Genomic DNA, 13,006 nt, shown 5'->3' on the forward strand with positions numbered 1-13,006 from the left:
AGGGTTGCGTAGTTGAGACCACAACCTTACTTGAAAGATACAAAAATTTCTTAGAATAACACATACATATATCAACTGTGTTTTAATTATCAATTGATCATAACGATTTTGATAATCCATTTATCATAATGCATATTTGAGCAACTCCAGATAAGGATCTCCTTCAATGCCTAGTAGTTGTGCGAACGCTATTTCTGTCGAGAAGCCTTGTTCCTTTAATTCGATTACTTGTTTTTTGAAAGACGGTCCTTTCTGTTGCAGTGTCTCATACTCTTTGACCATGTGCCGGTAAGCCATTTGTTCGATCACAGGAAGAGCCTGGCCGAAGATCTCTATTTCGTATGCCTCTTGTCGGAAGTTGATAATAATCGTTGGTAATCCCTGTTTCTTCGTTTTTCGAATCACAAATCCGGCATGGTGATTGTACCGCGTCATGATCAATTTTTCGAAAGCTGGTTCATCCTTTACTTCACAGATCACATCCAAATCACTGCTAGAGATGTCGACCTCAATGGGAATGGTTCCGGTCAAGACTGGATCGAAAGGAGCCAATGTGGCAAATATCTCCAATTTCTGAAGTGTATTGTACGCATGTTGCTGTCGATTATTTCCCATTTGCAAATAGGAGGGATCTTTAAAATTAGTGATCATCTTCAACGGGTATGGAAAATGTTGCGTTACAAATTCATACTTTAGTACCTTCTAACCCGGAAATTAACGAATTCGATGAAAGCTCGCCTCCTTCTACTCACCTTGCTGCCTTTTTACTTGTTTGGACAATCCACAGTCATTAAAGATGTAAACCTGTTGGATGTAGAAAAACGCAAGGTGCTGAAAAATATGTCCGTGAAAATCACCGATGGTAAGATTACTCAGATGGACCAGCTTAAGAAAATGAGCATTGACACGGGAGATTCGATCATAGACGGAACCGGGAAGTATCTCATCCCTGGTTTGATGGATACACATATTCATTTTTTTCAGTCCGGTGGTATTTACACCCGACCGGATGCCTTGGATTTGACCCATGTATTTTCTTATGAGGAGGAAATTCAATTTGCCAAAGACAATGCGGTGGACTACTTGAAGCGATATTTACGAAATGGCATCACGACAGTGATGGATGTAGGTGGTCCACTTTGGAATTATGAGGTAAGAGATTCGTTGGCAGAAAATTCCCTTTCACCAAATGTGTTGGTGACCGGCCCTCTTTTTTCCATGGTATCACGCCCGCAACTGGATAAAGGAGACCCACCGATCATACAAGTCACTACCAAAGAAGAAGTATTACAGCTATTCAATCAACAATTACCCTACCGACCTGACTTCATGAAAGTATGGTATGTGGTAACGCCGGATCTTCCTGCTGAAAAATCATATCCATTGGTTGCCTATCTCGGAGAGTTGTGCCGAGAAAATAACTTGAAGCTAGCCGTTCACGCGACCCAATTGGAAACAGCTAAGCTCGCAGTGAAAGCAGGTGCCAACATACTGGTACATAGTATCGATGATGTATTGATACCGCAGGAATTCATTAGTGAGATGAAAAAGAAACAAGTCACCTATATCCCTACCATGATCGTGGGTGATGGCTATTTCAAAACCTTCACCGGAGTAATGGATCATCATCCACAGGATCTTAAGTGGGCTAACCCCGCCGCTTATAATAGCCTTCTGGACCCAAACAAACTGGACAAGAGTGCCTGGCCCGAAAGACTGAAAGTGCTGTATGGTTTGAAAAGACCTGCCAGATTAGAACAACAAGACTCCATCATGAGGGTCAATCTCAGAAACGTTTTTAATGGGGGTGTTAATGTGGCAACAGGTACGGACGCTGGAAATATTGGTACCATGCATGCTTCCTCTTATTTGCCTGAATTGGAAGCCATGAGTAAGTCCGAATTGTCCATTTGGGATTTATTGGTAAGCAGTACCATCAACGCAGCCAAAGGATTTTCATTGGATGCTCGGCTAGGATCAATTAAAGTCGGAAAAGAAGCAGATCTGGTTTTGTTGGGTGCCGATCCATTGCAAGACTTGCAGCACCTCAATGCCATTGAATGGGTCATGAAAGGTGGAGAATTACTCACTCCCGATAAGATTTTAGTAGAAAGTCCTGCGCAGATTGTTCAAAGACAAGTCAATGCCTATAATGCCCGGGATATTGATGCTTTTCTTGATACTTATAGCGCTGATGTAAAAGTGTATAATGAGAAAGGTGAAATGACCCTGAAAGGTCATGCAAAAATGCGGGAACGATATGGGCTCATGTTCGAAAGGGTGACGAACTTGTATTGTGAAATTGTCAATCGTATTGTCATCAATAACAAGGTGATTGATCAGGAAAAGGTTCGCTTCAACGATAATTCTCTGGAGGCGGTGGCCATATATGAAGTGACCGATGGAAAAATATCAAAAGTGACTTTTGTTCGTTAGATAAAAATCACCGAAAGTTATCACAAAACAATGATCAGATCAGCCTCTTTGTCTTTTTAGCACTGCTGGTAAGCCCTCTTTAGAGACAACATAAAATAACCGCCTTGCAGCGTCAGAAGCGGGAATCCTTATTTTCCGATTGGGATGATGGCAACGAATGCCGTTCATTGTGCTAGGCAAAGACCTCCGTTTTCGTATCAGGAAGTTCATCGTATTTGCCTAACAATCGCAGCAGCTTAAAATGTTCGTAAACAGCCTTGCCAAAAGAACCCTGACAATGGTACGGAAGCCCGAATTCCTCTGCAGTAGATTTTACAATCGATGAAATTTTCGGGTAGTGTACGTGGCAAATGTTTGGGAATAAATGGTGTTCAACCTGAAAGTTGAGCGATCCATAAAACCAGGAAAAGAATGGGCTGTTGGTCGCGTAGTTAGTGGTCGTGTGTAGTTGATGAACCAGCCAATTTTCGTCAATCTCTGGGTTTTCAGTTTCAATAACATCCAGGTCAGAGACCAAATGTGCTGTTTGGAAGATGAGGCTTAGTGTTAGACCCGTTACGATCAGCATAGTAGCCAACATGAGTACGGCCCATCCAATGCTGATGCCTAATACAAGTACCGGAACACCTATAAAAAATGTGTGAAATAGCAACTTGCGGAAGGCAATGCCAGCGACAGTTATCCAAAACGAACGACCTCCCTCAACAAGTTTAAGTTTTCGATACTTAAACATTTTGATGAAATCCTTGGCAGTCGCCCAAATGATGATTGGTATGCTATACAGTATGACGACATAGATGTGCTGAAACCGATGAAACCACTTTCGGGGTTGATTCTGGGTCATGCGCAACAAAAATCTCACTTCTATATCTTCGTCAGCGTGTTCGATATTCGTATAAGTGTGATGTAATACATTGTGCTGTATCTTCCAGGTGAGTGGCTCCACACCGATAATCAATGGAAAAATGTGCATCCAGCGATTGATATCCTTGTCTTTGCTATAGGAGCCATGAATTACATCGTGCATTACATTAGTGCCGATGAATGCCTGGCCCAAACCTAATAAGGCCCATAAGACAAAAAGGAGAGGGATGCTGGTGATTCCACTAAAAAGGATGGAAACATAGATGCCTACATAAAAGATTAAAGCTATTGCTGATTTAACCTTCATGGTTTGGTTGGCATTTCTAGAGATATTTTGATCTCTAAAATATCCATTTACCCGAGATCTAAGCGTTTCTGCAAAATCCCGGGAATGGGTATTTGAAAAGGTGTAATGAATCATGAGCACAAGTCATGCCGATGTGATTTTAATATGGGACTAAACCTTGAAATCGGCGACAAGCTTACTCCTGATTTGAAAAGATATCTGGAAGTAAACAAATTATGCTTCTTCTGGCTCCTCTGAAGTCTCTTCAGTGGCCGTTTCTACCGGTTCGCAACTGACCTGGATTTTGAAGTTCTTATCCATTTCAAAGCGATAGGCAGCTTCCTGGGTTAATTGCTGAGACTTTTGTGATTGCTGCAAAACAGCAAGTAGGTCCAATCCTGCAACATTGACTTTTTTCTCGCTATTATTTCGGTTTTGAAAGATTTTCAAAGCGAAACTATAACCAGTGGTTTTTTTATTGTTGACGTCAATAAATTCGTGACTGGAAAGGTCATAGGTCTGTGGGCCTTTTGAAGAAGAGGCAACCATCAAATTAAGGAGTACGGGGCGATACTTCTGCCAAATGTGTGTGTATTTTCCGGCACTCGCGTTAGATGCTGACATGTTAAGTTTTACTATGTTTAATTCAAATACCTAACAGTCAAGAGATGAATAGCACAAAAAGACCTGAGTCTTTTCACTCCAGGAATTATCAAACGAACGGATAGGTAGTAGTACTGCTGCAAAGGTAAGCGATTTTATTGCCCGGTAAAGTAAGTCTCCTAAAGGTTAAGTGCCGAGGCCTTGTTTATAGGTTGAAATTGCCCTTTCCCGGGCTAATTTATGATCCACAATTGGTTTTGGATAATCCAATGATTGAAACTCTGGCACCCACCGCCGGACATAATTGAGCTTTGGGTCAAATTTTTCTGTTTGTATGTATGGGTTGAATACCCGGAAATAGGGGGCAGCATCTACTCCCGTACCTGCAGCCCATTGCCATCCGCCGTTATTGGAAGCCAACTCGAAATCGAGCAACTTTTCTGCAAAATAGGCTTCACCCCATGACCAGTGGATCAGTAAATGCTTCGTTAGAAAACTCGCCACGATCATGCGGACGCGGTTGTGCATGAAGCCTGTAGCATTCAATTCCCGCATGCCGGCATCTACGATAGGATACCCCGTATTTCCATCGCACCACTGCTGAAATTCCTTTTCATCATTACGCCACTCAATACCATCGTACTTGCGACTGAAATTATGATCCACCACCGCTGGAAAATGCCAAAGAATTGTCTGGTAGAAGTCGCGCCAGATGAGCTCATTCAGGAATTTTTCGTTTACATCTTTGGTCTGTCGTACGAGCGCCCGGAGACTAGTTGTCCCAAATCTCAGGTGCAGCCCAATTCTGGAGGTTCCTTTGATCGCTGGAATATCTCTTGTTTCATGGTACTTGCCAATCACTTTTAAGTCTGGTACACGATCAGGTATGGGAATATCCGACGCTTGAAAACCAAAAGAAGACAATTCAGGAATCGCTTTTGCGGGGGTCTTATGCCAGTTTTGCGTACTAACGGAAGGATACTCCTGTATTTGTTCCGCAGTAAGTTTTAGTTTCCATTGCTTGCTGTAAGGCGTGTAGACAGTGTACGGCTTGCCATCCGCTTTGACCACCTCACTTTTCTCGAAGATTACATGGTCTTTTTTGGCCTTGAAAGTGATGCCATACTCGCTGAGGAGGTCATAGATGGCTTTGTCTCGCTCTCGCGCATAAGGTTCATAGTCTTTATTGGCGTATACACGACCTATGTCATAGTCTTCTAAAAGTTGTTTCCAGACCTGCTTTGGCGTCCCGATGCGTACATCCAGCGTAGTGCCATGCTCTTGAAGAACTTGCTGCAACCGATGTAATTCCTGGTGAAGGAAATGTACCCGGGCATCTTTCTTATCATTCAGCTTGTCAAGAATATTGCGATCGAAAATGAAGATAGGTTGAACAGGAAAATCAGCACTGAGGGCCTCAAAAAGTCCGTGATTGTCTTCTAGTCGCAAATCTCTTCTAAACCAGAAGATGGAAATTTTGGATCTTGTCATCTTGTCTACCAACTTCGCAGGTCGGTCCTTTGTTCATCTTTCTTTCAATCAAATTCATGGATTTTTATTGATCGAAGTTACTTTGTCGTCGATTCCTGCTATTTTCACAAAAACACCTGGCCCTTGAACAAAACTTTGAAAATTTCCCGTGTAGCTAACTGGACCATCATCCTGTCGCTTGTAGTAGTTTGTCTGATCTACTTTAAGGGGTTATTACAACCATTTGTGCTTGCCTTGTTTACCTGGTACCTGATCAGTGCTGCAAAAGGAGCGATTGCCAGAATTCAACTCAAAGGGAAGTCCATGCCTAAACGTTTAGCATCTATCATCGCCTTTGTCGTGATCTTCGGTACCTTTTATGGGTTATGGTCCATCTTGTCTTACAACATTCAGCTGATCATCGAGAAGTCCGGTGAGTACACGCAAAATATTAATGGTATGGTGGAGGCATTTGGCGCTATTCCACTACTGGATCAATTGCCGGTGATAGAAGATGTAGATAAATTCATCATCGATAACTTGTCCAGCCTCGACCTTCAAGCTTCTATTGGAGGGATCGTGAATTCACTAAGCCTGGTTTTTGGGAACTTTGCAGTAATTATCGTATATGTCATATTCCTTCTTCTGGAAGAGAATTTCATCCCAGTAAAACTTGAGAAGATCTTTCAAAATGCCGATCGCAAAGGCACCTTACAGGATATTCTATCTGATATTGGAAAGTCAATCAATACTTACTTTTTTGTAAAAACGTCTATGAGCTTACTGACAGGCGTATTGAGTTACATCGTTTTAACCCTGTTTGGTGTTGACTTTGCGGCTTTATGGGCCTTTCTGATATTCCTGTTTAATTATATACCATATGTTGGTTCTTTGATCGCTACACTATTGCCAGCCCTTTTCGCAATTTTTCAGTTTGCTTCCTTCTGGATGTTCCTTTGGGTTTTTCTAGCGGTAGAAATAGTCCAAATTTTCGTTGGTAACTACATTGAGCCAAAAATCATGGGGAAAACCCTGAATTTAAGTCCACTGTTTGTGATCCTTGCGCTTTCATTCTGGGGATCGATTTGGGGCATTGTTGGAATGATTCTTTCTGTGCCGATTGTTTCTGTCATTGTCATCATCATTTCACATTTCCCATCCACGAAAAATATTGCGATCTTCTTGTCGGAACAGGGAACCATCGAAACATAGGTGACATTTGAAACCATTTTGGGCAGGATTTTTGTTAAGAGAACAAGGGTAAATACAAACTGAACTGTATTGAAAGCATGAAGGCATTTGGAAAGTTGATCTGGATAGTGGTAATGGTAGGTTTTTGGAGTTGTACCAGTGGTACCGACGAACTTCAGGTAAGAGAATCAGTATATATTTTGCATCGGGTTTCTACCACAGCCATTGAAGGACGGGTGACTTTTACAGAAGTGGGCCCTACTACAGTTCAAGTCGCGATCACGCTTTCTGGTACGGAGGAGGGATTGCCATTTCCGGCGCACCTGCACTTTGGCACGGTTAACGAAACAGGAGAGCTTGCTTTCCGATTGAATGATGTCGATGGTGCCACTGGCGAAAGCATCACTATGCTTGAAAACGAAAGATTAACCGATGGTTCTGAACTTACTTATGACCTACTTCAGGAAATAAATGGTAGTGTCAAGATCCATATGAATGTACCAGAAGGTTCGGCTTTTAGCAATTTTGCCGTAGCGACGGGTAACATCGGGACGAATAGCCGCGAGTACGATCCCAATAGTATTACCGTTTGCGTGGGTCACTGATCCAGCGATCCTTTTCTTATTTCTCCATTTTCACGTGTTTGCCAGTATTGGCGAGATTCTAATTCAAGGCAAGTAAGCCATTGCCCACCCCAGGCGAAGGTGTCGATGCAGATCGTGTGACCAAAATCAGCAATCAGACCGTTTTTTCGGGAAGTATGCCCGCAAATGACCGTTTTGTTAGGAACGTAGGGCTTGGGTTCAGGGTATGATTTCCAATACAGATTGACCCGATGCTGTTCATTGAGAGGAACTCCACTTTCCAGTCCTGCATGTACGAATATGTTCCCATCTGACGCGTAATAAGGCTGACAGCTTTCGAGGAAATCCCAATGCTCTTGAGGAATGCGCAGGTGCCAATCAGACATATCTCCAATTTGATAAGCATCTAAGGTGGTGTCACCCCCGGAAAATAGCCACTGAGGTAATAAATTTTGATTGTTCCTTGCCTGCAGCATCATGATTTCGTGATTGCCCTTGAGGAAGATGGCTTGGTGATCTTTTGAAAAATCGATCAATCGCTCAATAGTACCCTTCACATCCGGTCCCTTGTTCACATAATCACCCAGAAATACGATCGTATCCTCCGCTCCGAAAATTGGTTGGTCCAACAAAGTTTGCAAGGCGCCGGAAGTTCCGTGAATGTCTCCTATGGCGAATAAGCCCATTTGATGGACAAGGTAAAGGAATAAACCTACCCAAAAGCAGGTAAGCCTAATACTTATGTGGTATTTCTCGTAATCCTACGGATGATGGATCAAAAGCTGGATTGCTAGTCAAAACTTTGACCGGTGATAATAAGGCGGAAATAAGTCCTTAAGGACATTATTATTATCACTCACTATTTATTGTAACTTGGTTGAGAAGGCGTCTGGCGGGCGCTTTCTTTTTTATCTAGTTATCGGGGTAATTAATAACCTGATAACTATTCATCCGGTATCAGTGACCAGGCTTTGGGTTTTCCTTTAAATAAGGCTTTGGTCGCTTTCCAGGTATCCTCGAAGAAAGATGAGGTGCGGTAGTTTTCCAGCTCCTCGGGGCCATCCCAGTGACTTAGGGTGTAGTAGACGTTAGGTAAGGTGTGGTCTTGCAGTAACTGCACTTGCTGACAGCCAGGAAATCCGCTGATCTTCGCTTTTCGATCATAAAACAACTTTTTGAAATCGCTGACTTTTTCAGGTTCGAATTCCATCCTGACAACTCTTACTAGCATACTTATATCTTGAAATGTATGGCGATGGGGGTGTCTAATTTTAATCCAAGCAATTCGGAAGCATTTCCTTTGTTGATTCCAATCTGTAGCAATCCCATTGAATTGAAAAGCAAGTAACAATTGCCGGACTCTACTTCATGGTAATTTTTGTTGAACTCATAGAAGAGTTCACGGCCGGCTTGCACTTCGTAAGGTACATTGCCATTGATCTTCTGAATCGTATCAAATTCTGATTTTGGGATATTTGTAATCAGGTTGCCGTACTTATCCACCCGGATCACATTGCCCACAATTTCGCGTTTGGTCGCCTTCAACTGCCTCGCGAAAAGGCGTTTCAGCTCCATGGCGGGTTCACCCATCTCATGGATGTTTTCGCCACTGGCCAGCTTGGCTGCAACCGGGCCCAAAATGTCTTTGCCTGGAAAAGTAGATTGGATTTGATTGATGGCATTGAGTTTCACCTGTGCCATGAACGGCTGGTCACTAAGCATCCCAAACAATCCTGTATCATTCCCCACGAAATAGTGGTCTTCCAATTTTAATGCAACAAACGTTGGTGGTTCGCGGGTTACAGGATCCACACTTACCAAATGTACCGTATGCCTGGGAAAATCCCGAAATACATTTCTCAGTACGTAGGCACCATGCGCCACATCAAATGCAATGATCTGATGCGAAATGTCTACAACATTGATGCTGGGATTTACCGCGAGAATGGAGGCTTTTACTGCTGCCACATAATGATCGTTCCAACCGTAATCAGACATAAAAGTGACAACTGCCATGCGAGCGAATGAATTTCTTGTTTAATTTGTTCTAAAAACCACAAATTAAAAGAAGAGGGGGGTAACCTTCAAACTAAATCAAAAACTCATTTGCTAGAGAAAACTATTACACTGGAAAATGTATCCCTGGTTGATTTTCTGGGGGTTCAAAATCAAAACATTAAAGAAATCGCTTCAGCTTTTCCGGACAGCAAAATCATTTCGCGCGGTAATGAGATCAAAATTCAGGGAACTGGGGCTCAGATCTTAAGAATCAATGAGATCCTTGATTCGTTGGTAAGGCACTATGAGCGCTATGGGAACATCACCCATGAAAATGTGATCAATATGATTGCTGATGATCATAAAAATCCACCTAAACCTGGAAAAGACAATATCCTGGTATTTGGGACCAAGGGGCTTAAAATAGCTCCGAAGACAGCCAATCAGAAGGAACTGGTAAAAGCTGCGGAGAAAAATGACCTGGTTTTTGCGATCGGACCTGCAGGTACAGGGAAGACTTATATTTCAGTGGCCCTGGCCGTTCGTGCTTTGAAGAACAAAGATGTAAAGAAGATCATCATTACACGACCAGCTGTGGAGGCGGGCGAGAACCTTGGATTCCTGCCAGGAGACCTTAAGGAAAAGATCGATCCGTATTTGAGACCGATCTATGATGCCCTAAATGACATGATCCCTTCCGAAAAACTAAAATATTATCGGGAGAATGGGATCATTGAGATCGCTCCGCTGGCATACATGCGAGGACGTACCTTACACAATGCGTACATCCTACTGGATGAAGCCCAAAACACCACGACTATGCAGATCAAGATGTTCCTGACTCGGATGGGGCCGGATTCCAAAGTAATTGTGACGGGAGATCGCTCACAGATTGATTTACCACGCAACCAGAAATCCGGATTGACAGAATCTCTGCATGTATTGAAAGGTGTGGAAGGGATTGGTTTTGTGGAGCTGGATGGAAGTGATGTAGTTCGGCATAAATTAGTGAAGCGCATCATAGGTGCATATGAGAAATCCTACAAACGAGAAAAAGATGATAACCGTCAGGAAAATTGAATCCCGGGATGATCTGAAGCTGGCTTTCGAGGTACGGGAGGAAGTGTTCATTGTGGAGCAGGAAGTAGATCGTGAAGAGGAGTTTGATGAATTTGAAGAGGCTTCTGTACATTTTTTAGCTGTAGATGAGCACAGCGAGCATGTAGGCACCGCACGTTGGAGAACTACTAAAAAGGGAGTGAAACTGGAACGCTTTGCCGTACGAAAGCCCTGGAGAGGAAAAGGAGCGGGAACGGCTTTAGTGAAGGCGGTTGTGGATGATGTCCGAAATAACTTTAACACAGGAGAATTATTATATCTCCATGCGCAATTGGATGCGGTTCCACTTTATGCAAAGTTTGGTTTTGTTAAGAAAGGAGAGCAATTCCTGGAATGCGACATCTGGCACTTCGAAATGGAGAAGTTGCTTGACTAACTCATTTATTGTGATTACTTTCATGCCGGGCTATGGTCATTTCGCATTGAAATAGCCTCAAAACATTAAATTTTTACAGTAACCTAAACCTATACTTAATGCAGGCAGATAAAGTGGACATGTTTATCATGACCAGTGGTAAATTTTTTGAAGGCCATCATGTTCCGATGGTTAAAGAAAAATTGTTGACGTTAGACGAGAGCAGATGGGACCGAGTTCAGACGCTCCAGTTCAAAGATCCAACCTTGATTTTGGTGATTTCTATTCTTATTGGAAGCTTAGGGATTGATCGGTTCATGATTGGTGATACCGGATTAGGAGTGGGTAAGCTGCTTACATGCGGTGGTTTTGGTATCTGGACCATTGTCGATTGGTTTTTGATCATGGGCGCAACCCGGGATAAGAACCTTCAGAAATTACAAATGGTCGTGTCTTAAACAGGCATGTATATACGAATTGGATTGGTGGTTGCTGCGCTGGGGATTGTTACCTGGGTCGTACTAACCATGAATGGATTGGATCTCATAGTTTGTCCACTGACCTGGCTATTCGATATCCCTTGTCCATCCAGTGGGACTACTCGGACGTTGCATGCGCTGCTACGTGGAAATATTGCCTACGCCATGACTCTCAATCCAATTAATTTGCTCCTATGCATGCTTTTTGCGGCGATTATCTTTGTGATTCTCATTCGCAGTAAATCGACAGATATGTTACGGAATGATTTGCGCATCATGGAGCAGATATTTCGAAAACCACTGGTTTTCATACCTTTTATCCTGTTGGTCATTTTCAATTGGATAGGGGTCATACAAAAAGGACTATGATCAAAATAACAACTTTTCCATACGAACCAGCTGAAGGTGAAAATGAACGGGCATCTGGTAGCTACCTGATGTCGATGATTGCTTTAGTGGTGGGACTACCACTACCAATTGTAAACCTGATAGCAACACTGATCTTTTTTCTGGGAAATCGGAAATCGACCTCTTTCGTCAAATGGCATTGTACACAGGCATTGTTATCACAATTTTCGATGGTTTTTGTCAATAGCGTGGCTTTCTGGTGGACTATTTCGGTTATTTGGCGCGGTACGGAGATCACCAATGGCTACATCGCTTATGTAATGGCTGCATTTCTGATCAATTTAACAGAGTTTATAGCGACCATTTACACGGCCATCCAAACCAGAAAAGGCATTCACGTCGTATGGTGGTTTTATGGTGACTTGACAAACAACCTTGTAAAGATTAAGCATGAAAACGCTTTTTAAAGGACTTTCAATTGCGGCAACATTCCTGATGCTATGGTTTGGTCTGATGCAAGTGAACTGGATGAGTGTGTTTGGTATCGACGAAAACACGATTGATCTGGAAGAAAAGCTAGGAGACTTGCTGTATGAAAACATGCAAGATGAATATGGTGAATTAGAGGATTCTTTGACGAATAAAGTCATGGAGGACCTGATGATGCATCTGCTAGAAGAAAATGGGATCAACCCCAAGAAAGTGAAACTCCATGTGATGGATGCGGATTATGTCAATGCTTTGACCTTACCAGATGGGCATATTCTGCTGTTTACAGGGTTGGTCGATCAGGCAGAGGATCAATTTACAGTGGCTGGGGTACTTGCTCATGAATTGGGGCACGTTCAGGAACGTCATGTGATGAAGTCGCTGATTAAAGAAATAGGACTGTCTGTTTTGCTTACCATGACTACTGGTGATCAGGGTCCTGTGGTCTTTCAGCAAGTATCTGAAATGCTGACCTCCTCGGCGCTTGATCGTGAGATGGAAAGAGAAGCGGATGAAAAGGCCATTATTTATCTGAATAGGGCAGGTATCAGTTCAGAAAACCTGGCAAACTTCTTCTATGAACTCTCTTTGGAGGAGGATGATTTAATGAAGCAATTGTCCTGGATCAGCACACATCCTGATCTGGAAGAACGAGCAAAGGCGATGCTGGAGTCCGAAGAGAACTGGGTGGATGAATCTACTCCGGTCATAAATCAGGAACCCTGGGATCAGGTGCTGGAGAAGATCAGAAGAAACTAAAGGCTTATATTACCATGGATCAAGC

At 42.8% G+C, this 13,006-nt stretch carries 16 protein-coding genes; 9 read left to right on the forward strand and 7 right to left on the reverse strand.

What is annotated here, in order from left to right:
• Positions 1 to 123 precede the first annotated feature (123 nt).
• Complete coding sequence (locus tag R8G66_05315; GenBank protein MDW3191758.1) at positions 124 to 651, reverse strand: DUF4269 domain-containing protein; 528 nt, start codon at positions 649 to 651, stop codon at positions 124 to 126.
• 75 nt (positions 652 to 726) lie between these two features.
• On the opposite strand from R8G66_05315, the gene R8G66_05320 reads away from it, so the two are divergent.
• Positions 727 to 2,436, forward strand: a complete 1,710-nt coding sequence (locus R8G66_05320; protein ID MDW3191759.1) for an amidohydrolase family protein — start codon at positions 727 to 729, stop codon at positions 2,434 to 2,436.
• Positions 2,437 to 2,608: 172 nt separating this feature from the next.
• Here R8G66_05320 and R8G66_05325 read toward each other — a convergent pair whose 3' ends face one another.
• The 3 genes from R8G66_05325 to R8G66_05335 all read right to left on the reverse strand — a co-directional run bounded on the left by R8G66_05325 (position 2,609) and on the right by R8G66_05335 (position 5,680).
• A complete protein-coding gene (locus R8G66_05325; protein MDW3191760.1) occupies positions 2,609 to 3,721 on the reverse strand; it encodes an acyl-CoA desaturase in 1,113 nt (370 codons plus the stop codon).
• 99 nt (positions 3,722 to 3,820) lie between these two features.
• On the reverse strand, positions 3,821 to 4,210 hold the full coding sequence (locus R8G66_05330; protein ID MDW3191761.1) for a hypothetical protein: 390 nt from the start codon (positions 4,208 to 4,210) through the stop codon (positions 3,821 to 3,823).
• A gap of 165 nt (positions 4,211 to 4,375) precedes the next feature.
• Entirely contained in the window at positions 4,376 to 5,680 is a 1,305-nt protein-coding gene (locus R8G66_05335) for a deoxyribodipyrimidine photo-lyase (GenBank protein MDW3191762.1), read from the reverse strand.
• A gap of 123 nt (positions 5,681 to 5,803) precedes the next feature.
• Between R8G66_05335 and R8G66_05340 the strand changes: the two genes are divergently transcribed.
• Together R8G66_05340 and R8G66_05345 are read left to right on the forward strand one after the other, a co-directional pair.
• The gene (locus R8G66_05340) at positions 5,804 to 6,871 is read left to right on the forward strand and encodes an AI-2E family transporter (protein MDW3191763.1); all 1,068 of its coding nucleotides are present in this window, start codon (positions 5,804 to 5,806) and stop codon (positions 6,869 to 6,871) included.
• Positions 6,872 to 6,948: 77 nt separating this feature from the next.
• Positions 6,949 to 7,455, forward strand: coding sequence for a hypothetical protein (locus R8G66_05345; GenBank protein ID MDW3191764.1), 507 nt, complete (start codon positions 6,949 to 6,951; stop codon positions 7,453 to 7,455).
• On the opposite strand, the gene R8G66_05350 is transcribed toward R8G66_05345, so the two are convergent.
• The 3 genes from R8G66_05350 to R8G66_05360 form a co-directional block, all read right to left on the reverse strand.
• Positions 7,449 to 8,120, reverse strand: coding sequence for a metallophosphoesterase (locus R8G66_05350; protein MDW3191765.1), 672 nt, complete (start codon positions 8,118 to 8,120; stop codon positions 7,449 to 7,451). The two genes, R8G66_05345 and R8G66_05350, sit on opposite strands and share 7 nt — an antisense overlap.
• A 257-nt stretch (positions 8,121 to 8,377) precedes the next feature.
• Complete coding sequence (locus R8G66_05355; protein ID MDW3191766.1) at positions 8,378 to 8,665, reverse strand: antibiotic biosynthesis monooxygenase family protein; 288 nt, start codon at positions 8,663 to 8,665, stop codon at positions 8,378 to 8,380.
• A gap of 2 nt (positions 8,666 to 8,667) precedes the next feature.
• Positions 8,668 to 9,450 (reverse strand): SAM-dependent chlorinase/fluorinase, encoded by a 783-nt coding sequence (locus R8G66_05360; GenBank protein MDW3191767.1) that lies wholly within the window; start codon positions 9,448 to 9,450, stop codon positions 8,668 to 8,670.
• Between the two features lie 90 nt (positions 9,451 to 9,540).
• Between R8G66_05360 and R8G66_05365 the strand changes: the two genes are divergently transcribed.
• The 6 genes from R8G66_05365 to R8G66_05390 all read left to right on the forward strand — a co-directional run bounded on the left by R8G66_05365 (position 9,541) and on the right by R8G66_05390 (position 12,981).
• Complete coding sequence (locus R8G66_05365) at positions 9,541 to 10,512, forward strand: PhoH family protein (protein MDW3191768.1); 972 nt, start codon at positions 9,541 to 9,543, stop codon at positions 10,510 to 10,512.
• Positions 10,490 to 10,927 carry a GNAT family N-acetyltransferase gene (locus tag R8G66_05370; GenBank protein ID MDW3191769.1) on the forward strand — a complete coding sequence of 146 codons (438 nt, stop codon included), beginning with the start codon at positions 10,490 to 10,492 and terminating at the stop codon, positions 10,925 to 10,927. The genes R8G66_05365 and R8G66_05370 overlap by 23 nt, the downstream gene beginning before the upstream one ends.
• Positions 10,928 to 11,025: 98 nt before the next feature.
• The gene (locus tag R8G66_05375; GenBank protein MDW3191770.1) at positions 11,026 to 11,364 is read left to right on the forward strand and encodes a TM2 domain-containing protein; all 339 of its coding nucleotides are present in this window, start codon (positions 11,026 to 11,028) and stop codon (positions 11,362 to 11,364) included.
• A 6-nt stretch (positions 11,365 to 11,370) separates the two neighbouring features.
• A complete protein-coding gene (locus R8G66_05380; protein ID MDW3191771.1) occupies positions 11,371 to 11,754 on the forward strand; it encodes a DUF2752 domain-containing protein in 384 nt (127 codons plus the stop codon).
• Positions 11,751 to 12,200 (forward strand): DUF4870 domain-containing protein, encoded by a 450-nt coding sequence (locus R8G66_05385; GenBank protein MDW3191772.1) that lies wholly within the window; start codon positions 11,751 to 11,753, stop codon positions 12,198 to 12,200. The genes R8G66_05380 and R8G66_05385 overlap by 4 nt, the downstream gene beginning before the upstream one ends.
• Positions 12,184 to 12,981, forward strand: coding sequence for a M48 family metallopeptidase (locus R8G66_05390; protein MDW3191773.1), 798 nt, complete (start codon positions 12,184 to 12,186; stop codon positions 12,979 to 12,981). Before R8G66_05385 ends, R8G66_05390 begins: the two co-directional genes overlap by 17 nt.
• Positions 12,982 to 13,006: the final 25 nt, after the last annotated feature.

The sequence above is a fragment of the Cytophagales bacterium genome (genome assembly GCA_033344775.1).
In the GTDB taxonomy this organism is placed as follows: Bacteria; Bacteroidota; Bacteroidia; order Cytophagales; family Cyclobacteriaceae; genus JAWPMT01.

Coding starts and splice junctions, on each gene's coding strand:
- R8G66_05315 (MDW3191758.1), bottom strand. CDS start 651: ATGATCACTAATTTTAAAGATCCCTCCTATTTGCAAATGGGAAATAAT.
- R8G66_05320 (MDW3191759.1), top strand. CDS start 727: ATGAAAGCTCGCCTCCTTCTACTCACCTTGCTGCCTTTTTACTTGTTT.
- R8G66_05325 (MDW3191760.1), bottom strand. CDS start 3,721: ATGATTCATTACACCTTTTCAAATACCCATTCCCGGGATTTTGCAGAA.
- R8G66_05330 (MDW3191761.1), bottom strand. CDS start 4,210: ATGTCAGCATCTAACGCGAGTGCCGGAAAATACACACACATTTGGCAG.
- R8G66_05335 (MDW3191762.1), bottom strand. CDS start 5,680: ATGACAAGATCCAAAATTTCCATCTTCTGGTTTAGAAGAGATTTGCGA.
- R8G66_05345 (MDW3191764.1), top strand. CDS start 6,949: ATGAAGGCATTTGGAAAGTTGATCTGGATAGTGGTAATGGTAGGTTTT.
- R8G66_05350 (MDW3191765.1), bottom strand. CDS start 8,120: ATGGGCTTATTCGCCATAGGAGACATTCACGGAACTTCCGGCGCCTTG.
- R8G66_05355 (MDW3191766.1), bottom strand. CDS start 8,665: ATGCTAGTAAGAGTTGTCAGGATGGAATTCGAACCTGAAAAAGTCAGC.
- R8G66_05360 (MDW3191767.1), bottom strand. CDS start 9,450: ATGGCAGTTGTCACTTTTATGTCTGATTACGGTTGGAACGATCATTAT.
- R8G66_05370 (MDW3191769.1), top strand. CDS start 10,490: ATGATAACCGTCAGGAAAATTGAATCCCGGGATGATCTGAAGCTGGCT.
- R8G66_05375 (MDW3191770.1), top strand. CDS start 11,026: ATGCAGGCAGATAAAGTGGACATGTTTATCATGACCAGTGGTAAATTT.
- R8G66_05380 (MDW3191771.1), top strand. CDS start 11,371: ATGTATATACGAATTGGATTGGTGGTTGCTGCGCTGGGGATTGTTACC.
- R8G66_05385 (MDW3191772.1), top strand. CDS start 11,751: ATGATCAAAATAACAACTTTTCCATACGAACCAGCTGAAGGTGAAAAT.
- R8G66_05390 (MDW3191773.1), top strand. CDS start 12,184: ATGAAAACGCTTTTTAAAGGACTTTCAATTGCGGCAACATTCCTGATG.